The organism is Streptomyces sp. NPDC046831, from assembly GCF_040645305.1.
Lineage (GTDB): Bacteria > Actinomycetota > Actinomycetes > Streptomycetales > Streptomycetaceae > Streptomyces.
The window spans coordinates 1-20,959 of the sequence record NZ_JBEYXZ010000046.1 but is presented as its reverse complement, the minus strand read 5'-3'; the positions used below and the strand labels follow the sequence as shown (position 1 = coordinate 20,959).

The window sequence follows — 20,959 nt, the reverse complement described above, 5'->3', positions numbered from 1 at the left end:
CCTCCGCTACCATCTCGCCCGCGGCGCCGGCGCCGCGGGCACCCCCGCCGGCGACCGCCACCTCTGTACGGTGGACGACCTGGCCGGCTGGCTGGACGCGCTCCTCGACGGCCTCGGGCTGAGCGCCGCCGACGTCGGCGGCCACTCCTGCGGCGGCTGGATCGCCCTGCACACTACGCACTGTGCGCGCCCTCCCGGGTACGCCGCCTGTTCCTCCTCGACCCGACCCAGTGCTTCGCCGGGTTCAAGGCGGCCTACCTGCTGCGCGCGCTGCCGATGCTGCTGCGGCCCTCGCCCGGCCGCGTCCGCGCCTTCCCGGAGTGGGAGACCGGGGGAGTGCCGCTGGACCCCGACTGGCTGCGCCTGGAGGAGGCGGCCGCCGGCTTCCCCTCCGTGAAGCCGGTGACCGCCCCGCGTGGCGCCCCGGGCGCTGCGGGCACTCGACGTGCCGGTCCCGCTGCTCCTGGCCGGGAGCAGCAGGACCCACGATCCCCGGAAGGTGGCGGACCGGGCCGGCCGGGCGCTGCCGCGCGCCGAGGTCGAGGTCCTGCCGGACGTCTCGCACCACGCGCTGCCGCATGCGGCCCCCGCCTCACCGGTTTCCTGGTGGGCTGAGCCTCAGCCCACCTTCTCGATCACCGCCCGCCGGATCAGGAACTTGCCCGGCTCCCTGACCTGTTCGAAGGCGGCGTTGTTGAGCAGCACGCAGCTACCGGAGACCGACGTGACCTGCACGGTCGTGGACTTGTTGTTGTCCAGGTTGGTGACCTTCAGGGTCGTGCCGGCCGGGAACTGGTTCGACGACGCCGCCGGGGCGCCGCCCTCACCGGACAGGGTGACCGTGGAGCCCTTGCACACCTGCTCCCCGGAGGCGGCCGCACCGCCGCCGTTCCCGGCGTCGCCGGCCTGGGGCGGCTGGGACGGGGCGGGCTGGGCGGCCTGCCCGGCGCCACCGGCCTGCTGGCCGGCCTCTCCGCCGTTCTGCTGCCCGGCCTGCCCGCCGGCGTTGCCCGGCTGCGCGGCCTGGGAGTCCTGAGCCGACTCCCCCACCACGCACCCGGACGCGGCCTGCTTGCGCTTGATCTCCTCGACGACCGCCTGCCGGTTGGCGATCCGCGCCTCCGACTGGGCGTCGGGGTTGGCCCGCTGGTCCTCGATGAACCGCTGGTTGTTGCCGAGGGCGGTCGCGAGGCCCTGACAGGCGACGGAGTCCGCGGCGGACTGCGGCTGCGACGCGTTCGACGTCGCCGCCAGGGCGAAGGCGCCGCCACCCGCCATGGCCGCGGCCGCCGTCAGCAGCGCGACCTTCTTCTTCGTGCTGAGAGTTCTCCTGCGCGACATGCGCGCCTCCTGAAGAGGTAGGGGAGCGTACGCCGCTATGTACGAGATACCGAACGGGACTGCTCAGCCGTCGCATGGATCAGCGAAGTAACCTGCGTCACAGACGAGTTGGCGGCAGGTGCGGGCGCCCGGCGGTGTCGGCGGGTGACGGGCGCCCGGCCGCGCGGGAACACCTCAGCCGCGGGAGAGTGCCTCCCGTACCGCCTCGTCCGTGCGGGCCACCACCGCGGTGCCGTCGTCGGCCGTGATGATCGGGCGCTGGATCAGCTTCGGATGCGCGGCGAGCGCCTCGATCCAGCGCTCGCGGGCGGAGTCGTCCCGGGGCCAGTCCTTCAGCCCGAGCTCCTTGGCGGCGGCCTCCTGGGTGCGGGTGATGTCCCACGGTTCCAGTCCGAGCCGGGTCAGCACGTCGCGGATCTCGCCCTCGGTCGGTACGTCCTCCAGATAGCGGCGGACGGTGTAGTCGGCGCCCTCGGCGTCGAGCAGAGTGATCGCGCTGCGGCACTTCGAGCAGGCCGGATTGATCCAGATCTCCATGGCGCCACGGTAGCCGAAACCCGTTCGCCGCCCCAGTCACAGCAGTCCCGAAAGCCCTTCTGGCCAGGGGCTTTTGTCAGTGCGGAGCAGTAGAATAGAAGCAGTGTTCGAGGGTGTCGCCGGGGCGTCCGGCGGCACCCTGACCGCGACAGGAGGATGCCTGTGCCCGCTGCCGCACTCAAGCCGAAACCGCTGCCGACCCAGTCCACCGCGAAGCGTGCCGTCCTGTTCGACTCGCCGTACGAGCCCGTGGCGAAGCGGCCGCTGCCGGCCGGGCGTCCGCGCGAGTGGTACGTCACGCACAACCGCCGCCTGAAGGCGATGCGGCTCGCCATCGCCCTGCTCGACTCGGGGGTCTACCTGCCGGGTCAGGCCCGCGACGAGACGATACGGAGCACCGCGGAGCGCATCGGGGTGCATCCGCCGTCCGACACGACCTGTCACATGGTGCGGGCGCTGCTGCGGTACAGCCGGTGAGCCCGGGCGCCGGGTGCCGTGCGGCGTACGGTCGCCCGGCACCCGGCGCCGCTGTCACGGCCCGCGGCGATGCGCCGGGCCCGCGCCCGCCCGCCGTCCGGGCCGGACGGGCCGCGTCTGTCGGTGTTCCGGATCCGCGTCGCGTCCGGGCCGGACCGGCCGCGTCTGTCGGCTCCGGGCCCGCGTCCAGTCGGACGAGCACCGTCCGTTGGCGCTCCGGGCTCCGTGTTCGGTCGGATGGGCGCGTCTGTCGGTGTTCCGGATCCGCGGCCGGTCGGACGGGCACCGTCCGTTGGTGCTCCGGGCTTTGTGTCCGGTCGGATGGGCGCGTCTGTCGGTGTTCCGGATCCGTGTCCGGTCGGACGGGCACCGTCCGTTGGTGCTCCGGGCTCCGTGTCCGGTCGGATGGGCGCGTCTGTCGGTGTTCCGGATCCGCGGCCGGTCGGACGAGCACCGTCCGTTGGCGCTCCGGGCTCCGTGTCCGGTCGGACGGGCCGCGTCTGTCGGCTCCGGGCTCCGTGTCCGGTCGGACGGGCACCGTCCGTTGGTGCTCCGGGCTCCGTGTTCGGTCGGATGGGCGCGTCTGTCGGTGTTCCGGATCCGCGGCCGGTCGGACGGGCACCGTCCGTTGGTGCTCCGGGCTCCGTGTCCGGTCGGACGGGCCGCGTCTGTCGGCTCCGGGCCCGCGGCCGGTCGGACGGGCGCGTTCGCCGGTGCTCCGGATCCGCGTCCGGCCCGGACGGCCGCGTCCCACGGAGCTCCGGACGGGCCGGAAGGAAGGCACCCTCGGCCCGCAGGAGCCGCTCAGGCGGCCAGCTCCTTCTCCAGCGGTGTCCGGAAGCGGGGCGTGACCCTCGTCGGGCCCAGCCAGGACCGCAGCCGCTCCGCCTCCGCCGCGATCGCGGCCCGCGCCTCCCGGCCCACGCCCTCGGCGTCCAGGATCCGCCAGACCACCTCGCCGTCCGGCCGCTGGGCCCAGGCGCCGACGACACGGCCGTCCCACCACACCGTCGGACCCACGTTCCCGCTGCGGTCGAACAGCGCGGGGCGCCACTCCGGAGCCAGGTACCAGTCCCGCTGCTGCCAGCCCATCGCCGTCGGGTCCAGGGCGGGCAGCAGGGCCGCCCACGGCTCCGCAGGCTCCGCCACCGGGCCGTCGTCGCCGCCGGCCACGAAGGCCGGGCCCTCGTCCACGGTCACCCGCTGCGCCCCGATCGCCCGCAGCGCCTCGCGGACCTCCGTAACCCGCCATCCCGTCCACCACTTCAGGTCGGCCTCGGCGGCCGGGCCGCAGGCCGTCAGCCAGCGGCGCAGCAGCTCCGCCTGCGCCTCGGCGACGTCCAGTTCGGGATGCTCGGGAGCCGGGGCCCAGCGGAACTGGCTGGACGTCCACGAGCCGAGCGGCCGGCCCCGGACCACCTTGCCCTCCACACCCAGCACCTTCAGCAACCGCGTCGAGACGGTGTGCACGCCCTCGTAGCTCTTCCCGGCCGCGTACACGAACCGCTCCCTCAGCCGCGGCTCGTCCTGGGCGAGTTCGGCCGCGGTGGCCTGCCCGCGCCGCGCCAGCGCCGCCAGGGTGGCCTCCTCGACCTCGGCCAGCCAGGCGGCGCCGGGGGCCCCGGCCGCCGCCATGTGCTTGACCAGCGCGGCCCGCTCACGGGCGGCGACCACCTTGCCGGTGGAGGCGTGGACCACCGCCGTCAGGTCCGCGGGGAACACGAACACGGTGTGCCGCATCCCGTGCATGCGCACCAGCGTCCGGTCCTCGTACAGCGCCCGCTCCGTCTCCGGCACCGTCTTCACCGGCTCCGCCAGCCGCGCGCCCAGGCCCAGGTAGACCGTCGCCGGGTCCGTGCCGTGCAGCGCCACCAGGGAGTCCGCCACCTCCTCGGGCGCCGCCGCGCGCGTCGCGGGGAGCAGACGGTGCCGCCGTGCCAGCCTGGCCCGTCGCTCCGGTACGCCGATGTGCCGGGGTGCTGCACTCATGCCGACCTCCACCCGTTCGCGTCGTCCTCCGTGTGCCACCACGTGCAGGGGCATCCTCGCCGACGCCACCGACACCGGCCCGGCATTCGGCCCGTCACCCGTTCCGCCGCCGCCGGCCCGCGGGCCGCCGCCGCCCCGCCCCGCGGGCATCCGGCGCCGTTCGCACCGCCGCGGGCCATGACCCGCGGCCCGCCCCGGCGCCGCCGTCGCGCGGCCGGGCGTGGTCACACGGCGTGCCGGAACGGCGGACGGGGCGGGCGCGCGGTGCCGCCCGCCCCGGCACCGCGTCCACCGCACTTCGCGGTCGCCGGCGTGACCGTTCGGGGAGCTGTCCGGGCGGCGCGGGCCCCGCCCGGCCGCGTCACAGGCCGGGGGCGCCCCACACCGGGAACCAGCGGCTGAGGTCCTCCTCGATCCGCAGGTCGTTCGCCAGGGCCGCCCGCACCTGGAGCTCGAGCGCGTTGTCGCGCCGCTGGTGCCCGCCCGGCAGCGGCGCGAAGGGGTAGAACGCGCCCCGCTTGTACAGGTAGACCAGGGCCAGCCGGCGGTCCGTGCGGTCCCGGAAGCCCGCCAGGGAGCACAGCAGCTGGGGGCCGAAGCCGTTGGCCTCCAGCACGCTGTTGACGGCGTGCAGGTCGTTGACCAGCTCCACCAGCTGGCCCGGCGCCCGGCGCGAGACCAGCCAGGAGTAGCCGTAGTCGTCCCGTACCAGCTCCACGGGCCGGCCCGCGCGTCCGGTGTCGGCGTCCAGCAGCGCCTGCACCTCCCGGTGCGTCTGCTCGAACGCCCCGCCCTCGACCGTGGCGAAGCACACGGCGCCCTGCCCGGTCGGTGTGAACCCCGACGCCGCCTCCAGCGTGAGCGCCGCCGACGGCAGTGCGAACAGCTGGTCGAGGTCGGGCGCGACGGGCCTGGTCCGGCCGAGCAGGATGTCCAGCAGACCCATGCTCAGCCCGCCTTCCCGGGCGTCACGGCCTCACCCAGCTCGGCGGAGATCCGGCCCAGCTGCTCCAGCCGCTGCTCCAGGCTCGGGTGGGTCGAGAACAGCCGTGACAGGGAGGGGCCGGAGCCCAGCGCGGGAGTGAAGTAGAAGGCGTTGAAGGCCTGCGCGGTCCTCAGGTCGCGCGTGGGGATGCGGGCGATGTCGCCCGTGACCTTCGTCAGCGCGGAGGCCAGCGCCGACGGCCGCCCGGTGAGCAGCGCCGCCGCCCGGTCGGCGGCCAGCTCCCGGTACCGGGACAGGGCCCGGATCAGCAGGAAGCTGAGGGCGTACACGGCCGCCGACACCCCCATCACGGCGGCGAAGACGGCGACGGTGTTCTGGTCCCGGCGTGCGCGCCCGCCGAACAGCTCCGAGTAGAAGGCGAAGCGGACCATCAGGCCCGCGACCACGCCCAGGAAGGACGCGACGGTCATCACCGCGACGTCCTTGTGCGCCACATGCGACAGCTCGTGCGCGAGCACGCCCTCCAGCTCTGGCCGCTCCAGCCGCCGCAGCAGCCCGGTGGTCACGCACACCACGGACTTGTCGGGGTTGCGGCCGGTGGCGAACGCGTTCGGCATGTCCATGTTGGAGACGGCGACGACCGGCTTGGGCATGCCGGCGAGGGCGCACAGCCGGTCCACCACCGCGTGCAGCTCGGGGTACTGCTCCCGCTCCACCACCCGGCCGTGCATCGCGAACAGCGCGATCCGGTCGGAGAACCAGTACTGGGCCGCGAGCAGGCCCGCCGCGACCACCACGACCAGCACCCACGACTTCAGGAGCACGATCAGCGCGGCGACGAAGGCCACGTACAGCAGGCCCAGCAGGAAGAGCGTGACCGCCATGCGCGCGGTCAGCCGCCGATCGCTCCGGAAACGGCTCTGCATCTGCATCACCCCGCAGTCGGGCACCCGTCCCGCTGTCCAGTGTGCACCTGCGCCACGCCGGGGCGAGGGGGCCGTGCGACCCCTGTGGCGGGCGGCGGGCCCCCGCGGGCGGGCCCGCCGCGTTCCCCGGCGGAGCGTTCGGCGGGCACCCGGAGACGCCCGCTGCCCCCGGCGGCCCGCCGGCCCGCCGCCCGGGGAGCGGGCCGGCCGGCCTCAGTGGTAGGCGCGCATCTCGGCCCAGCCGAGCAGCACTATCACCACGGCCACGCAGCCCAGCACCACGACCGTGGACACCCAGGACGAGCGGCGCGGGGCGACCGGGTCCGGGCCGGCACGGAACGGGACCGGGCCGGGCGGATTGTCCTTCCAGCGCGCGGCCAGCATCCGGGCCCGTGCCGAGGGCTCCTTGTGCTCCGCCGCGTCCGCCCATCTGTGGTCGAACTCCCGTGGAAACTCGTCGCGTTCAGTCATCCCCGTTCACCTTCTTCCGGCTGCGGAACGCCGGGACGGAAGGTTACTCACCCGGCGGCGACCCCGCCTCCGTGGGGGAGGGGGGACGCGCCGCTCACGGCGACCGCCGCCCCGCGACCGTCCCACCAGGAGGCGGCTCCGGTTCGCCGTCGAGCCGGTCGACGAGGAGCATCGCCACATCGTCCGCCAAGTCGCCCCCGGTGTGGCGGACCAGTGCCCGGTGCAGCTGTTCCAGGAACTCCGGCGGGGTGGTGCCGGGGTGTATCCCCTCCGTGGCCTCCGGCAGGGCGAAGAATTCGCTGTCCCGGTTGCGGGCCTCTATCACGCCGTCGGTGTACAGCAGCAGGCGGTCACCGGGGAGGAACGCGTAGCTCTCGGTTTCAGGGGGCGGGCCGGTGACGAGGTCCTCCATGCCGACGGGCGGCGAGGGCGAGGCCGGCAGGAGCGTCCTGGCCCTGCCCCGGCGCAGCAGGAGCGGCGGCGGATGCCCACGGTTGACCAGCTGCACCACGGGTTCCTCCGGCACCTGTGCGACGAGCACCGTGGTGAACCCCTCCAGCAGGACGTCCGCGTCGTACTCCCCCGGCACGGCGACTTCCCGCCGAAGCGCGGCCGCGCAGCGGTTCACCACCTCCACCAGGTCGTCCTCGTAATGCACGGCCTCCCGGAACGCGCCCGTCGCCACCGCGACGGCTCGCACCGCGGCGAGCCCCTTGCCCCGGACGTCGCCCACGATCATCCGGATGCCGTACCGGGTCTGCACGGCCTCGTACAGATCACCGCCCACCTGCGCGCCCGTCCCGGCCGCCAGGCACATGCTGGCCGCCCGCAGCGGGCCCAGTCGCTCGGGTACGGGCCGTAGCACGACCTCCTGCACCGCCACGGCGATCTGGCGCATGCGGTCCAGCTCTCTCTGCCGGCGCGTCTGCATGGCGCTGCTCGTGATGAAGCCGGCCACGGACACCAGGCCCAGGGCCAGCAGGTTGGTGTAGACCTGCAGGGTGCCCCACGCGTGGTTGTAGGTAGCCGTGATCGCGCTGATGGCCAGTGCGAGAGCGGTCGCCGCAGCGGTTCCCCCCGGCCCCAGCGTCACCGCCGCCAGCGCCGGGATCGCGGTGAGGAAGGGGCCGGTGTAGATGATGTGGGCAGGCGTGAACTCGATGACCAGCACGGCCAGCCCGATCAGGAAGGGCCCACCCTGCATCAGGGCGAGTGGGAGCCGGCCACGGCCGCCCGCTCCCAGCCGGAGGAACGAGTGCAGGAGCGCCTGCATGCAATCAGCCTGCCTTGCCGGAGCCCACGCCTCCACTCCAGGAGCGCCGGCGACGACGCGGCATCAGCAGGGCCGGGGGGCGGACGCGGCACCAGCCGGGCCCGGCGCGGCGCCGGAAAAGCCGTCGGCCGGCTCTCCCGTGTCGGGAGAGCCGGCCGACGGCCCACGGACGGCCCGGGGGAGCGGTCAGCCCGCTCCGGCCCGGGGCGCTGTCACACGTCGAAGTACAGCTCGAACTCGTGCGGGTGCGGACGCAGCGCCAGCGGGGCGATCTCGTTCGTGCGCTTGAAGTCGATCCAGGTCTCGATCAGGTCGGGCGTGAACACGTCGCCCTGGAGGAGGAACTCGTGGTCGGCCTCGAGCGAGTCGAGCACGGCGCCGAGGGAGGTCGGGACCTGCGCGACGTTCGCGTGCTCCTCGGGAGCCAGCTCGTACAGGTCCTTGTCGATCGGCTCGGCCGGCTCGATCTTGTTCTTGATGCCGTCCAGGCCCGCGAGGAGCAGGGCGGAGAACGCCAGGTACGGGTTGCCGGAGGAGTCCGGGGCACGGAACTCGACCCGCTTGGCCTTCGGGTTCGAGCCGGTGATCGGGATGCGCATCGCGGCGGAGCGGTTGCGCTGCGAGTACACCAGGTTGATCGGAGCCTCGAAGCCCGGCACCAGGCGGTGGTAGGAGTTCACCGTCGGGTTGGTGAAGGCGAGCAGCGACGGGGCGTGCCGCAGGATGCCGCCGATGTAGTAGCGGGCGGTGTCCGACAGGCCCGCGTAGCCGGCCTCGTCGTAGAACAGCGGGTCGCCGTTGCTCCACAGCGACTGGTGGACGTGCATGCCCGAGCCGTTGTCGCCGAAGATCGGCTTCGGCATGAAGGTCGCCGTCTTGCCGTTGCGCCAGGCGACGTTCTTCACGATGTACTTGAACAGCTGCAGGTCGTCCGCGGCCGCGAGCAGCGTGTTGAACTTGTAGTTGATCTCGGCCTGGCCGGCGGTGCCGACCTCGTGGTGCTGGCGCTCGACCTTCAGGCCGGCCCGGTCGAGCTCGAGGGAGATCTCGGCCCGCAGGTCGGCGAAGTGGTCGACCGGCGCGACCGGGAAGTAGCCGCCCTTGTAGCGGACCTTGTAGCCGCGGTTGTTCTCCACGGCACCGGTGTTCCAGGCGCCGGCCTCGGAGTCGATGTGGTAGAAGGACTCGTTCGCGCTGGTGGCGAAGCGGACGGAGTCGAACACGTAGAACTCGGCCTCGGGACCGAAGTACGCCGTGTCGGCGATCCCGGTGGAGGCCAGGTACGCCTCGGCCTTCTTCGCCACGTTGCGCGGGTCACGCGAGTACTGCTCGCCCGTGATCGGGTCGTGGATGAAGAAGTTGATGTTGAGGGTCTTGTCCCGGCGGAACGGGTCCACCCGCGCGGTCGACAGGTCGGCGCGCAGGGCCATGTCGGACTCGTGGATCGCCTGGAACCCGCGGATCGAGGACCCGTCGAAGGCCAGCTCCTCGTCCGGGTCGAACGCCTCAACGGGCACCGTGAAGTGCTGCATGACGCCCGGCAGGTCGCAGAAGCGGACGTCGACGAACTTGACGTCCTCGTCCGCGATGAACTTCTTGGCCTCGTCGGCGTTCTGGAACATCCAGCTCCTCCTACTCCCGACCGTCCCGCCGGGGTGGTAGATCGTTCGTGCGGCCAGTGCGGTGGCACGCGCTGCCTCGACCCTAGGGACGGGTGATTTCTCCGGCGTGACCCGTTTGTTTCGCAGAAGTTAACCGGCCCGGGTGCGGTCACGGCTGTGGACACCCCGCCGTCTACCCCGTCTCCAGGGTCGCAGTACGGTGGACGGGTGGACAACAGGCAAGTAGTGGGCTCGTGGCTGTCCGGGCCGCGCGCGGCCGCCGAGGAGGCCGGCGCCGACTTCGGTTACCGGGGCGAACATCTCGGGCTGCCGGAGCAGGGACCCGGATCCCTCGCCCGTCCGGGCCGGCGGCTGGGTGCCCTCGCCGTCGACTGGACCCTGTGCCTGCTGATCGCCTACAGCCTGATCACGCACGGGTACGACCAGGCGACGGGCAACTGGGCGCTGGTCGTCTTCTTCGTGCTCGGCGTCCTCACCGTCGGCACGATCGGCTTCACACCGGGCAAGCGCCTGTTCGGCCTGCGGGTGATCGCGCTGGGCACCGGCCGGGTGAGCCCCGGGCGCGGTCTGGTGCGCACGCTGCTGCTGTGCCTGGCCCTTCCCGCCCTGGTCTGGGACCGGGACGGACGGGGACTGCACGACCGGCTGGCCGGCACGGTCGAGGTCCGCATCTGACGCTCCGGCCGGCCGCCGGGCCCCGCGCACCACGGGCTGCGGACGGACCGGCCCGTTGCTGAGCGACGCAGTGCCGCGGCCCGGCGGCCGCACGGCACCCGGCCGTCGCACGACGCCCGGCGCCGTCGCCCACGTACGGCGCGTTGCTGCCCGTCGCGGCGACCCTCCGCGCGCAGTGCCGCCTGGGGCACGCGTCTACGGCGGCCCGCCGCCGTCCCTCGCCCACAGCCCTCCGCGCGCGGTGCCGTCTCCGGGTGGGGCACGCGTCTACGGCGGCCCGCCGCCGTCCCTCGCCACAGCCCTCCGCGCGCGGTGCCGCCTCCGTGTGGGGCACGCGTCTACGGCGGCCCGCCGCCGTCCCTTGCAACAGCCCTCCGCGCGCGGCCCCGCGCCGACAGCGGACCCCCACCGCGCCCCAGCCCCACGAGGCCGCCCGCCGTCGCACGCACCGCGGTCACCCGACCCGCCTCGTCTCACCGCACAGCCGTCCGCCCGACCGTCCACGGGCGCCCTCCGCCCCACCGCGCACCGCGTCACCCGTCCACCGCACACGGCGAAGGGGCGCCCGGATCACTCCGGGCGCCCCTTCGCCGTAAGCGGGTGGGATGTCAGCGGGTCCTCGGGCCGCCGCGCGGCATCCGCATGCCCTTGGGCATCGGGCCCTTCGGCAGCGGCATGTTGCTCATCAGGTCGCCCAGGGCGCGCAGTCGGTCGTTGGTGGCGGTGACCTGGGGGCCGGTCAGCACCCTCGGGAACTTCAGCAGGGTCGTCCGGAGCTTCTTCAGCTCCACCATGCCCTCGCCGTTGCCGACGATCACGTCGTGCACCGGGACGTCCGCGACGATGCGGTTCATCTTCTTCTTCTCGGCGGCGAGCAGGGACTTCACCCGGTTCGGGTTGCCCTCGGCGACCAGCACGATGCCCGCCTTGCCGACCGCGCGGTGCACGACGTCCTGGTTGCGGTTCATGGCCACCGCGGGCGTGGTCGTCCAGCCGCGGCCGATGTTGTCCAGGACCGCCGCGGCGGCGCCCGGCTGGCCCTCCATCTGCCCGAAGGCGGCGCGCTCGGCCCGGCGTCCGAAGACGATCGCCATCGCGAGGAAGGCGAGCAGGAAACCGAGGACGCCCAGGTAAATAGGGTGACCGATCAAGAAGCCGATCGCGAGGAAGACACCGAAGGTGACGATTCCGACAGCCGCGAGCACCAGACCGATCTTCGGATCAGCCTTGCTGGTCATCTTGTAGGTCAGAGCGATCTGCTTCAGTCGCCCGGGGTTGGCAGCTTCCGCTGCGCTTTCCTTCCTCGCCATGCCACGAAGTCTACGTGGCCCGGCGAGCGCCCGGGACGGCAGTGCCCGGGGGAGCGCCGGGGGCGGTGGCCGGGCCGCCGGCGGGGCGCGGGAGGAGCGGCCGGCGGCGCCGCGGCCGCGCGGTGCTCCGGCGCGCGGGCGGGGCGGCGGGGAACCGGCCGTGCGGGCCGGTCAGGAGCCGGTGGTGCGGTAGGTCCGGTCGAGGACCTGCTGGGCCTCGACCCGGGCCCGGGCGCGGCGGCGGTCCTCCAGGACGGAGGTCCAGGCGTTGCGGCGGGCGGTGCGCTGCCCGCCGCTCATCAGCAGGGACTCGACGGCACGGAGCGCGTCGGTGACGGACGGGATCGCGGTGGCGCGAACGGGCGCGGCCTGCATGGTGGGTGGCCCCCTCGGAGCGGCTCGGCTGTACGTGGTGTAAGGCCAGGGTCACTGATTGGTGTTACCAGTGCGTGACCGACCGGTCAAACGTCCATGAAGCCCCGTCGGCGCAGGTCGCACGACCGACGCGATCCCGCCGGGCGCCCTCATCTGCGGCGACGGCCGGAACGCGTCGAATCGGTCACTACTCGATGGTAGGTTCTTGTGCGCGATTTCACACGTTGGCGGCCGCCGTCCGGGGCACGGCGGTGCGGCGACGTGTCAGACGGCCTGGGAGGCGACGAACGCGCCGCGCTTCTCCACGGCCATCCGGTACAGCCGTCCCGCGCGGTACGAGGACCGCACCAGCGGGCCGGACATCACGCCGGAGAAGCCGATCTGCTCGGCCTCCTCCTTCAGCTCCACGAACTCCTGCGGCTTCACCCACCGCTCCACGGGGTGGTGACGCACGGAGGGGCGCAGGTACTGCGTGATGGTGACCAGCTCGCAGCCGGCGTCGTGCAGCTGCCGGAGCGCCTCGACGACCTCCTCGCGGGTCTCGCCCATGCCGAGGATGAGGTTGGACTTGGTGACCAGGCCGTAGTCGCGCGCGGCGGTGATGACCTTCAGCGAGCGCTCGTAGCGGAAGCCGGGGCGGATCCGCTTGAAGATCCGCGGCACGGTCTCGACGTTGTGCGCGAAGACCTCGGGCCGGGCGGAGAAGACCTCCTCCAACTGCTCCGGGACCGCGTTGAAGTCCGGGGCCAGGAGCTCGACCTTGGTGCGGCCGCCCTCGCGGCCGGCCGTCTGCCGGTGGATCTGGCGCACGGTCTCGGCGTACAGCCAGGCGCCGCCGTCCTCCAGGTCGTCGCGGGCGACGCCGGTGATCGTGGCGTAGTTGAGGTCCATGGTGACCACGGACTCGCCGACGCGGCGCGGCTCGTCGCGGTCGAGGGCCTCGGGCCTGCCCGTGTCGATCTGGCAGAAGTCGCAGCGCCGGGTGCACTGGTCGCCGCCGATGAGGAAGGTGGCCTCGCGGTCCTCCCAGCATTCGTAGATGTTGGGGCAGCCGGCTTCCTGGCACACCGTGTGCAGGCCCTCGCTCTTCACGAGGTTCTGCATCTTGGTGTACTCGGGACCCATTTTCGCCCGGGTCTTGATCCACTCGGGCTTGCGCTCGATGGGGGTCTGGCTGTTGCGGACCTCCAGGCGCAGCATCTTGCGTCCGTCGGGTGCGACTGCGGACACATCGGCTCCTGTAGCTTCGATTCTTCGGCGCACACCAGGGTACGCCCGTCTTCCGCGGGTCCGGCCGGTGAGGCGGACCCGCCCGCGGGGCCGGGACCCGGTCCCGGTTCCCCATCCGGTCAGGCGGTGGCCTTCTCGGTCCGGCGCGGCTTCGGCTCCGCGTTCTCCAGCACGTCCCGCAGGTGCCGCTCGGCGACCGGCAGCACGTCCTGGATCGTCACGTCCCGCCCGAGCTCGGCGGCCAGGGAGGTGACACCCGCGTCCCGGATCCCGCAGGGGATGATCCGGTCGAACCAGGCGTTGTCCGGGTTCACGTTCAGCGCGAAGCCGTGCATCGTGACGCCCTTGGCCACGCGGATGCCGATGGCGGCGATCTTGCGGTCCTCGCGGCGCTGGCCGGCGTTGGAGGGGGCGTACTCCGGGCCGCTCAGGCGCGGATCGAACTCCTCGTCGTTCAGCCGGGGGTCGAAGTCCAGGGACAGCCCGCCGAGCGACGGCCGCTTCTCGACCGGGTCGCCGAGCACCCAGACGCCGCTGCGGCCCTCGACGCGGGTGGTGGTGAGGCCGAACTCCGCGCAGGTGCGGATCAGGGCCTCCTCCAGGCGCCGCACGTGGGCCACCACGTCCACCGGGCGGGGCAGCTTCTGGATGGGGTAGCCGACCAGCTGGCCCGGACCGTGCCAGGTGATCTTGCCGCCGCGGTCCACGTCGATGACGGGCGTGCCGTCGAGCGGCCGCTCGCTCGCCTCGGTGCGCCGGCCCGCCGTGTAGACCGGGGGGTGTTCGAGGAGCAGCACGGTGTCGGGGATCTCGTCCGCGAACCGGGCGGCGTGCACGCGGCGCTGCTCGTCCCACGCCGCCTGGTACTCCACGGCCCCGGCACCGAATCCCATCCGGACGAACCGCAACTCACTCACGGCAAGCGCCTCCCTGAAGGTCGTAAGGCGCACGACGCGCCCACGCCACTGTACGTCCGGCCGTCGCGCGTCAGCCCGGCGGGCAATCCTCACACGATCGGATGAATGCCGATCGAAATATGCGGTCCCCTGCTCACTCTCCGCTACATTCGCGCCGTCACGAGGCCATAAGGGCTGCTCACAGGCAATCCGGACACCTCTAAGGCCTGGAAGGCAGGAGACCGCACCGCAGATGACGGAACGACCCGTGCAGCGCACCCCCAACCGTCAGCTCGCCGCGCTCATCGCAGAAGCGGGGTTCTCCAACGCAGGTCTGGCCCGTCGCGTGGACCAGCTCGGCCTCGAACACGGGCTGGACCTGAGATACGACAAGACCTCCGTCACCCGGTGGCTGCGCGGCCAGCAGCCCAGGGGCACCACGCCCGCGCTCATCGCGGAGGTCTTCACCCGGCGCCTGGGGCGGCGCCTGACCGCCCAGGACCTCGGCCTGGACGCCTGCGCCCCGGTGTACGCGGGACTGGAGTTCGCCGCCACGCCCGAGGAGGCGGTGGACATCGTCAGCGGGCTGTGGCGCAAGGACTCCGGCAGCCACGCCGAACTGCGGAAGATCGCCTTCACCCCGGCGGGCCTGGTGGTGCCCAGCCGCGACTGGCTGATCGGACGGCCCGACGAGCGGGTCGCCCGCCAGGAGACGCCCGCGCCGCGCGTGGCCGCCCGGCCCGTGTCCGCGGCCGGGCAGCAGGCCGCCGTGCCCCGCCAGCGCGGCCAGGCGGCCGAGCGCGGCCCCGGCCAGCGCGTCACCGCGGGGGACATCGCCGCGCTGCGCTCCGTGGGGGAGCTGTTCCGCACGCTCGACGACATGTACGGCGGCGGTCACGCCCGGCAGGCCCTCGTGCGCTACCTGGAGCACGAGTGCGAGCCGATGCTGCGCGGCACCTACGGCGAGCAGACGGGCCGCCGCCTGTTCGCCGCGGCCGCCGACCTGACCCGGCTCGCGGGCTGGACGTCGTACGACATCGCGGCGCACGGACTCGCCCAGCGCTACTTCGTGCAGGCGCTGCGGCTCGCGCAGGCGGCCGGCGACCGTGCCTACGGCGGCTACGTCCTGGTCACCATGAGCCGCCAGGCCGTCTACCTCGGCCACGGGCGGGAGGCCGTGCAGCTCGCGCGGGTGGCGCAGCAGGGGCTCGGGACCTCCGCCGTGCCGGCCGTGCAGGCGCTGCTGCACGCGGCCGAGGCGCGCGGGCACGCCGTCCTGGGCGAGGTACGCGCCTGCACCGCCTCCCTGGTCCGGGCCGAGCGCGCCCTGGAGGCCGCCCGGCCCGGCGACGACGTGCCGCACTGGGCGCGCTTCTTCGACGAGGCCCAGCTCGCCGACGAGCTCGGGCACTGCCACCGCGACCTCCAGCAGTACCGCGCCGCCGCCCAGCACGCCGAGCGCGCGCTCCAGCTGCGCGCCCCGGCGTTCGCCCGCAGCCGCCTGTTCTGCCGGGTCGTCCTCGCCACCGCCCGCCTCGGCCTCGGCGACCTGGACCAGGCCTGCCGGCTGGGCGCCGAGGCCGCGGGCCAGGCCGCCGAGATGCGCTCGGTCCGGGCGGCCGAGTACGTCCGCGACTTCGAGCGCCGCCTGGAGCCGTACAAGGACGCGGCGCCGGTCCGGTCGTACCGCGAGAGGATCGCGACCCTCAACTGAACCCTGCCGCCGGGACCGGTGGGAGCGCGGGCCGGGCCGGGACGCGCGGCGCGGCGACCGCCTCGCCGTTCCCGCGCGCGGCCCCGGCGGCCGGCTCGCGGGCGCCCGGGCGGGGGCCGTACGGTCCCCGCCGCAACGGTCCCCGCCTGGGCGGTGCCCGGCGGAACGGTGCCCGGCGGAACGGTCCCCGCCGGGGCGGTGCCCGGCGGAACGGTGCCCGGCGGAACGGTCCCCGCCGGGGCGGTGCCCGCCGGGGACCGCGCGTCGCTCAGGCCGCGCGGGCCGTCGGTACGGGCTCGGCCGTGTGCATCGGGCGTCCGGCGCCCAGGTCGGCCAGGATCGCGTCCGCCGCCCGGTGGGCCGAGTGCAGCGCGCCCTGGACCGTGCCCGTGTCCCGGTGGTCGCCGCACACGTACAGGCCCGCCAGCAGTCGCACCGTCCGCCGCACGTCGTACGGCGGCCGCATCACCGGCACCGCCTCGGCGGTGTGGTGCACCGCGAGCGTCTCCCACCGCGCGGTGGAGGTGCCGTACAGCCGGGACAGGTGGAGGCGGACGGCCCGGTCGACCTCGGCCGGGGGCGCGCCCAGGACCGTCGACGACACCAGCGTGCGGCCCGCCGGGGCGCGGGCCGGGTCCACCCTGCTGACCACGGCGGTGTGCGCGACGGGCCCGCCCCGGTCCGCGTCGAGCAGCAGGAACCCGCCCGTCGCGGGCGGCTCGTCCGTCGTGTGGTGCACCACCGTCACCGGACGGAAGTCCGGCACGCGCAGGCCGGGAAGCAGCGCGGCGGCGGCGCGCGCGTCGGTCGCCAGCAGGACCGCGCGGCAGCGGATCACGCCGTGCTCCGCGGTGGTCACCGCCGTCGTGGAGACGGAGGTGACACGGACGCCGGTGTGCACGGTGCCGGGCGGCAGCGTGCCGGCGAGCAGTTCCGGCAGCACCTCGGCGCCGCCCTCGGGCAGGCACAGCCGGCCGCCGGCGAAGGCGCGCAGCGCGAGGTCCGCGACCCTGCTGGAGCTGGCGAGGTCCGGATCGCACAACAGGGCGGCCAGGAGCGGCCGCAGGAAGCCGTCGACGGTGCGGGCGGGCAGGCCGCGTGCCTCCAGGGCCCGGCGCGCGGGCATTTCGGGGCGCGAGAGCAGACGGTCGACGGGCGTCCCCGCGATCCGGGCCAGCTCGGCGCGGACCCGGAGCGGCGCGCCGATACCGAGGGGGTGGGCACGCGAGGGCTCGAACGGCTGGGCGCGGTCGCCCGCCCGGGGCCGGACCGGGCGCCGCGCAGCGCCGGGGTCCGGTAAGGACACGCCGAGCGGGCCCGGGCCGGCGTCGTCCAGCGGTGCGTCCGTGCGCGTCCGGGACGGCGGAGCCGGACGCAGGGCGCCCGCCCGCAGCTTCGGCGGGACCGGCGGTCGGGGGGCGCTCGCGAAGGCGCGTACAACATGAAGTGCGCTCCTCGCGCTCCGTCCGCCCGCCGGGGCACTCGTCCGGTGGTGCCGTCCGTCACGGTGCAGCAGGACCCCCGGCGCGAAGGGGCGCAGCACGAGTCCGTCGAGGCCCGGGGTGAGCAGCAGTTCGCGATACGCCGTGGACAGCAACTGCCCGATCCGGTCGAGCCGGAACCCGTCGACCTTCTCCGTCGACATGCGGCCGCCCACGTACGGGGCGGCCTCCAGGACCGCGGTCTTCACTCCTGCGCTGGTCAGCCGATGCGCCGCCGCGAGTCCGGCGACCCCGGCTCCCACGACGACGACGTCCGCCTGGTATGCGGGCTCAAGCACGTGCCCCTCCTCGAGGTTGCGCGGCCGGTGGAGCAGTGATGCCCCCAACCGGCTCCAGGAATACCCGAGTTCGGCACGAGGTTAGGGCCGTGACCGGTCATGGGCAGTCGCGCATGGACAGGGCACGGTCGCACGGTGGTCGCATACGGTCGTGGAGTCCGCCAGGGCCATATGCCGGGGTGCTGTGCGGCGAGGGAACGGGCGTCACAGCGCCGCGCGGACGGCCCCCTCGATGTCCGGGAACGCGAAGGAGAACCCCGACTCCAGCAGCCGCCGGGGCAGCACCCGCTGGCTGCCCAGCACGTCGGCGGCCAGCTCCCCGAGCGCCAGCCGCAACGCGGCCGCGGGCACGCCGAAGAGGGTCGGCCGGCGCAGCACCCGCCCCATCCCGGCGGTGATCTCACGGTTCGTCAGCGGGTTCGGCGCGGTCAGGTTGAACGGCCCCGCCAGGTCCTCGCGGTCGATCAGGTGCCGCAGCGCGGCGACCTCGTCGTGCAACGCGATGAACGACCAGTACTGCCGCCCGTCGCCCAGCCGCCCGCCGAGCCCGGCCTGGAAGAGCGGGAACAACCGCCCCCAGGCCCCGCCCCCGCGCGCCACCACCAGCCCGGTCCGCGCGAACACGGTGCGCACGCCCGCCTCCCGCGCGGCGGCCGCCGCCTCCTCCCACTCCACGCACAGCGACGGCAGGAAGCCGTCCCCGGGCGGCGCGCTCTCGTCGACCGCCCGGTCACCGGTGTCGCCGTAGATGCCGATCGCGCTGCCGCCCACGAAGACCCGCGGCGGCCGGTCGAGCGAGGCCACGGCCTCGGCGAGCGCCGCCGTGCCCAGCACCCGGCTGTCGCGGATCGTCCGCTTGTACGCGTCCGTCCAGCGGTGGTCGCCGATCCCGGCGCCCGCCAGGTTGACCACGGCGTCGCACCCGGCGAGCCCCGCCGTGTCCACGTACCGGGCCCCGGGGTCCCACCGGACCTCGCCCGCACCCCGGGGCGCACGCCGCACCAGACGCACCACCTCGTGCCCGTCCGAGGCCAGCGACCGCACCAGGGCGCTGCCGATGAGACCGGACGCGCCGGCCACCGCGATTCGGGTCCGTTCCATGCGGTCATCCTGCCCCGTACCGCCCGGAAACCGCTGGACGACGCCGCACACGTGCGCCGTACAGTGACCCCCATGCCGCCGCACATACGCCACGCCACCCTCGGCGACGAGGACGCCCTCGCCCGGCTCGACCGGGACACCTGGTCCACGCTGCACGCGGTCAAGCCGCCCGCGCAGTACCCGGACGAGCCGTTCTTCACGGACCGTCTGGAGCCCCGGGACCACCTGGTCGCCGAGCTCGACGGCGAGGTCGTCGGCTACCTCCGCCTCGGCTTCGCCACTCCGCTGGAGTCGAACGCGCACGTCCGGCAGATCCGCGGACTGGCGGTGGCCGAGAAGGCGCGCGGCAAGGGGGTCGCCCGCGCCCTGCTGCGCGCCGCCGTCGAGGAGTCCCGCCGCCAGGGCGCGCGCCGGCTCACGCTGCGGGTGCTGGGCCACAACACGCCGGCCCGCACGCTCTACGAGTCCGAGGGCTTCGTCGTCGAGGGCGTGCTGCCGGAGGAGTTCCATCTGAACGGCGCCTACGTCGACGACGTGTTCATGGGCCGGTCCCTGGGGCGGGACGGGGCCTGACGGCACCCTGCCCCGCGCTCGGGCGCACCCGGTCCCCGACCGGAGGCGCTCGCGGGCCCGGAAACCCGGTCGAGCGTGCGATCACCCCCGCGGACGCGCCGACCGCGCGGCGGTTCCACCGGCTGGCACAGCACACGTCGCGGACGCAGCCGATCCGCCCGACAGTGAGCTCATGCGGATCATGACAGGAACTCGGCTCCACGAGAGACGGAGGCCGGGACGGCTGCGGCGCACCACGATGGTGCTCCTCGGCTGCCTGCCCGGCACCGCCGCCTTCGGCGCCCTCGTGCTGTGCGCCCAGGCCGCCGACGGGACGGCGAGCCCGCCGGCGCACCCGGTGGCCCGCCGCAGCGCCCACACCGCCCTCCCGCACCGCGCACCCCGGCCGAAGATCGTGCCGCGGTCGGTCTGGGCGGCCGCGGCCACCCCGCGTCCGCAGCCGCCCCCGCGCTACGACGACAAGGTCGTCGCGGTGTTCGTCCACCACACCGACTCGCCCAACGGCTACCGGTGCGCGGACGCCCCGCAGATCATCCGCCACCTGTACGCGGGACAGACGGGCGCCCGCCAGTGGGACGACATCGGCTACAACTTCCTGGTCGACCGCTGCGGCACCATCTACGAGGGCCGGGCGGGCGGCGCCGACCGTGCCGTCACCGGCGCGCACGCCCAGGGGTTCAACCACCGCAGCTCCGGCATAGCGGCCATCGGGACCTTCACGGCCGGGGTGGAGGTGCCCCGGGCCGTGACCGACGCGATCGCCGCGCTGGCCGCCTGGAAGCTGGGCCTGGCGGACGTGGACCCTCGGTCCCGCGCCCACCTGGTCTCCAGCAGCAGCCTCAGCCGGTACAAGGCCGGCACGGCCGTCACCCTGCCCGCCCTGGCCGGGCACAGGGACGGCTTCCAGACCAGCTGCCCGGGCGCGGCCCTGACAGCCCGGCTGCCGGAGATCCGCCAGGCCGCCGCCCGACTGCAGGGGCGACGGTGAACGGGCGCGCCCGGGCGTCGGCGCCCGGTCCCCGGCGGCGGCGCACAGCGGGGCCGCACCGCTGCGGCAGGGCCCTAGCAGCCCGCCGCCCGGCGGTCACCTGCGTGACGGGCGGCACGGAGGCTGCCGAGAGCGGGCCGGCCGGCTGGGCGGCTGCCCTGCGCGGCTACTGGACGGTCATCTGCGCGATCGCCACGGTCGTCCTCGGGCCGGCGGCGGCCACCGCCTCCGCCCTCGACCGCGCCAACGCGGCCCCGCTGCGGCACGACGGGCCGCGGGCCGACCGGACGCAGCCATGTCTCGCCTCCCACCCGGACCGGCGGCGCACGGCGACGTGAGCCGCGGCGGCGCCCCGTGAACGCCGGCTGACGCACGCGGCGGCTGGCGCCGCCGCCCGGCCGTCACGGGGCGCCGCCGGCCGGCAGGCGTGCGAACAGCGGGCGGCCGTTCCCGGCGTCGCCGAGCGGCAGACGCGCTGGCCGGTGGTCGCCGGCCCCGCGCTGAGCCGCCTCATCCGGCGCTGAGCCTCGCCCCGTCTTGACCTGCCCCGCCCCTCGCCGAGCCGCCGCGCGCGGAGCTGAGCCGCCGGTTCCGCGGGAGCGCCCCGGCCCGCGCTGAGTCGCTCCGCCCCGCGCCGCTCCACCCCGTTATCTTCTTCGCGGTCCTGCAAGAGGGCCGCTGGCCTCCGGGCCCGGCATGACTGTTGCCCCCTGTCGAAGGGATGACCTGGGGGGT

At 74.5% G+C, this 20,959-nt stretch carries 20 protein-coding genes and 1 pseudogene; 7 read left to right on the top strand and 14 right to left on the bottom strand.

Going from position 1 to position 20,959, the window contains the following annotated elements; translation table 11 throughout:
• Positions 1 to 40: 40 nt before the first annotated feature.
• Positions 41 to 592: pseudogene (locus tag ABZ920_RS27900) on the top strand (alpha/beta fold hydrolase); the annotation flags it as partial.
• Between the two features lie 26 nt (positions 593 to 618).
• Here ABZ920_RS27900 and ABZ920_RS27895 read toward each other — a convergent pair.
• Positions 619 to 1,341, bottom strand: a complete 723-nt coding sequence (locus ABZ920_RS27895; RefSeq protein WP_361510670.1) for a hypothetical protein — start codon at positions 1,339 to 1,341, stop codon at positions 619 to 621.
• A 174-nt stretch (positions 1,342 to 1,515) separates the two neighbouring features.
• The gene (locus ABZ920_RS27890; RefSeq protein WP_361510667.1) at positions 1,516 to 1,878 is read right to left on the bottom strand and encodes an arsenate reductase family protein; all 363 of its coding nucleotides are present in this window, start codon (positions 1,876 to 1,878) and stop codon (positions 1,516 to 1,518) included.
• Positions 1,879 to 2,040: 162 nt separating this feature from the next.
• On the opposite strand from ABZ920_RS27890, the gene ABZ920_RS27885 reads away from it, so the two are divergent.
• A complete protein-coding gene (locus ABZ920_RS27885; RefSeq protein ID WP_361510664.1) occupies positions 2,041 to 2,355 on the top strand; it encodes a hypothetical protein in 315 nt (104 codons plus the stop codon).
• Between the two features lie 804 nt (positions 2,356 to 3,159).
• On the opposite strand, the gene ABZ920_RS27880 is transcribed toward ABZ920_RS27885, so the two are convergent.
• From ABZ920_RS27880 to glnA, 6 genes are all read right to left on the bottom strand, one after another.
• The gene (locus ABZ920_RS27880) at positions 3,160 to 4,344 is read right to left on the bottom strand and encodes a winged helix DNA-binding domain-containing protein (protein WP_361510661.1); all 1,185 of its coding nucleotides are present in this window, start codon (positions 4,342 to 4,344) and stop codon (positions 3,160 to 3,162) included.
• 361 nt (positions 4,345 to 4,705) lie between these two features.
• Positions 4,706 to 5,290, bottom strand: a complete 585-nt coding sequence (locus ABZ920_RS27875) for a hypothetical protein (RefSeq protein ID WP_361510658.1) — start codon at positions 5,288 to 5,290, stop codon at positions 4,706 to 4,708.
• A gap of 2 nt (positions 5,291 to 5,292) precedes the next feature.
• The gene (gene htpX / locus ABZ920_RS27870) at positions 5,293 to 6,216 is read right to left on the bottom strand and encodes a zinc metalloprotease HtpX (protein WP_361510656.1); all 924 of its coding nucleotides are present in this window, start codon (positions 6,214 to 6,216) and stop codon (positions 5,293 to 5,295) included.
• A 213-nt stretch (positions 6,217 to 6,429) separates the two neighbouring features.
• Entirely contained in the window at positions 6,430 to 6,687 is a 258-nt protein-coding gene (locus ABZ920_RS27865) for a hypothetical protein (RefSeq protein ID WP_361510653.1), read from the bottom strand.
• A gap of 94 nt (positions 6,688 to 6,781) precedes the next feature.
• On the bottom strand, positions 6,782 to 7,960 hold the full coding sequence (locus tag ABZ920_RS27860; RefSeq protein ID WP_361510649.1) for a PP2C family protein-serine/threonine phosphatase: 1,179 nt from the start codon (positions 7,958 to 7,960) through the stop codon (positions 6,782 to 6,784).
• Between the two features lie 212 nt (positions 7,961 to 8,172).
• Positions 8,173 to 9,582 (bottom strand): type I glutamate--ammonia ligase, encoded by a 1,410-nt coding sequence (gene glnA / locus ABZ920_RS27855; RefSeq protein ID WP_361510646.1) that lies wholly within the window; start codon positions 9,580 to 9,582, stop codon positions 8,173 to 8,175.
• Positions 9,583 to 9,789: 207 nt separating this feature from the next.
• Between glnA and ABZ920_RS27850 the strand changes: the two genes are divergently transcribed.
• Complete coding sequence (locus tag ABZ920_RS27850; RefSeq protein WP_361510643.1) at positions 9,790 to 10,257, top strand: RDD family protein; 468 nt, start codon at positions 9,790 to 9,792, stop codon at positions 10,255 to 10,257.
• Positions 10,258 to 10,865: 608 nt separating this feature from the next.
• Here the strand turns inward: ABZ920_RS27850 and ABZ920_RS27845 are convergent.
• From ABZ920_RS27845 to lipB, 4 genes are all read right to left on the bottom strand, one after another.
• Entirely contained in the window at positions 10,866 to 11,567 is a 702-nt protein-coding gene (locus ABZ920_RS27845) for a DUF4191 domain-containing protein (RefSeq protein ID WP_361510640.1), read from the bottom strand.
• A 171-nt stretch (positions 11,568 to 11,738) separates the two neighbouring features.
• Positions 11,739 to 11,942, bottom strand: a complete 204-nt coding sequence (locus ABZ920_RS27840) for a hypothetical protein (protein ID WP_361510638.1) — start codon at positions 11,940 to 11,942, stop codon at positions 11,739 to 11,741.
• Positions 11,943 to 12,206: 264 nt separating this feature from the next.
• Positions 12,207 to 13,172 (bottom strand): lipoyl synthase, encoded by a 966-nt coding sequence (gene lipA / locus ABZ920_RS27835; RefSeq protein WP_361510635.1) that lies wholly within the window; start codon positions 13,170 to 13,172, stop codon positions 12,207 to 12,209.
• Between the two features lie 119 nt (positions 13,173 to 13,291).
• Positions 13,292 to 14,089: a lipoyl(octanoyl) transferase LipB gene (lipB, locus tag ABZ920_RS27830; protein WP_361510632.1), complete on the bottom strand. Its 798-nt coding sequence runs from the start codon at positions 14,087 to 14,089 to the stop codon at positions 13,292 to 13,294.
• Between the two features lie 232 nt (positions 14,090 to 14,321).
• Between lipB and ABZ920_RS27825 the strand changes: the two genes are divergently transcribed.
• Positions 14,322 to 15,782 carry a regulator gene (locus ABZ920_RS27825; RefSeq protein ID WP_361510629.1) on the top strand — a complete coding sequence of 487 codons (1,461 nt, stop codon included), beginning with the start codon at positions 14,322 to 14,324 and terminating at the stop codon, positions 15,780 to 15,782.
• A gap of 268 nt (positions 15,783 to 16,050) precedes the next feature.
• On the opposite strand, the gene ABZ920_RS27820 is transcribed toward ABZ920_RS27825, so the two are convergent.
• Complete coding sequence (locus ABZ920_RS27820; RefSeq protein WP_361510626.1) at positions 16,051 to 17,562, bottom strand: FAD-dependent oxidoreductase; 1,512 nt, start codon at positions 17,560 to 17,562, stop codon at positions 16,051 to 16,053.
• A 204-nt stretch (positions 17,563 to 17,766) separates the two neighbouring features.
• Positions 17,767 to 18,663: a TIGR01777 family oxidoreductase gene (locus ABZ920_RS27815; protein ID WP_361510623.1), complete on the bottom strand. Its 897-nt coding sequence runs from the start codon at positions 18,661 to 18,663 to the stop codon at positions 17,767 to 17,769.
• A 72-nt stretch (positions 18,664 to 18,735) separates the two neighbouring features.
• Here ABZ920_RS27815 and ABZ920_RS27810 point away from each other — a divergent pair, with 72 nt between their 5' ends.
• The 3 genes from ABZ920_RS27810 (at position 18,736) to ABZ920_RS27800 (ending at position 20,562) form a co-directional block, all read left to right on the top strand.
• Positions 18,736 to 19,236: a GNAT family N-acetyltransferase gene (locus ABZ920_RS27810; protein WP_361510620.1), complete on the top strand. Its 501-nt coding sequence runs from the start codon at positions 18,736 to 18,738 to the stop codon at positions 19,234 to 19,236.
• A 181-nt stretch (positions 19,237 to 19,417) separates the two neighbouring features.
• Positions 19,418 to 20,224 carry an N-acetylmuramoyl-L-alanine amidase gene (locus ABZ920_RS27805; protein WP_361510617.1) on the top strand — a complete coding sequence of 269 codons (807 nt, stop codon included), beginning with the start codon at positions 19,418 to 19,420 and terminating at the stop codon, positions 20,222 to 20,224.
• Between the two features lie 104 nt (positions 20,225 to 20,328).
• Positions 20,329 to 20,562 (top strand): hypothetical protein, encoded by a 234-nt coding sequence (locus tag ABZ920_RS27800; protein WP_361510614.1) that lies wholly within the window; start codon positions 20,329 to 20,331, stop codon positions 20,560 to 20,562.
• The last annotated feature ends 397 nt before the right edge of the window (positions 20,563 to 20,959 follow it).

Bases quoted from the DNA above. Each gene is read 5' to 3' on its own strand.
- ABZ920_RS27805 (WP_361510617.1), top strand. From the start codon at position 19,418: ATGACAGGAACTCGGCTCCACGAGAGACGGAGGCCGGGACGGCTGCGG.
- ABZ920_RS27865 (WP_361510653.1), bottom strand. From the start codon at position 6,687: ATGACTGAACGCGACGAGTTTCCACGGGAGTTCGACCACAGATGGGCG.
- ABZ920_RS27895 (WP_361510670.1), bottom strand. From the start codon at position 1,341: ATGTCGCGCAGGAGAACTCTCAGCACGAAGAAGAAGGTCGCGCTGCTG.
- ABZ920_RS27845 (WP_361510640.1), bottom strand. From the start codon at position 11,567: ATGGCGAGGAAGGAAAGCGCAGCGGAAGCTGCCAACCCCGGGCGACTG.
- ABZ920_RS27880 (WP_361510661.1), bottom strand. From the start codon at position 4,344: ATGAGTGCAGCACCCCGGCACATCGGCGTACCGGAGCGACGGGCCAGG.
- glnA (WP_361510646.1), bottom strand. From the start codon at position 9,582: ATGTTCCAGAACGCCGACGAGGCCAAGAAGTTCATCGCGGACGAGGAC.
- ABZ920_RS27815 (WP_361510623.1), bottom strand. From the start codon at position 18,663: ATGGAACGGACCCGAATCGCGGTGGCCGGCGCGTCCGGTCTCATCGGC.
- ABZ920_RS27840 (WP_361510638.1), bottom strand. From the start codon at position 11,942: ATGCAGGCCGCGCCCGTTCGCGCCACCGCGATCCCGTCCGTCACCGAC.
- ABZ920_RS27860 (WP_361510649.1), bottom strand. From the start codon at position 7,960: ATGCAGGCGCTCCTGCACTCGTTCCTCCGGCTGGGAGCGGGCGGCCGT.
- ABZ920_RS27875 (WP_361510658.1), bottom strand. From the start codon at position 5,290: ATGGGTCTGCTGGACATCCTGCTCGGCCGGACCAGGCCCGTCGCGCCC.
- ABZ920_RS27810 (WP_361510620.1), top strand. From the start codon at position 18,736: ATGCCGCCGCACATACGCCACGCCACCCTCGGCGACGAGGACGCCCTC.
- ABZ920_RS27890 (WP_361510667.1), bottom strand. From the start codon at position 1,878: ATGGAGATCTGGATCAATCCGGCCTGCTCGAAGTGCCGCAGCGCGATC.
- htpX (WP_361510656.1), bottom strand. From the start codon at position 6,216: ATGCAGAGCCGTTTCCGGAGCGATCGGCGGCTGACCGCGCGCATGGCG.
- ABZ920_RS27825 (WP_361510629.1), top strand. From the start codon at position 14,322: ATGACGGAACGACCCGTGCAGCGCACCCCCAACCGTCAGCTCGCCGCG.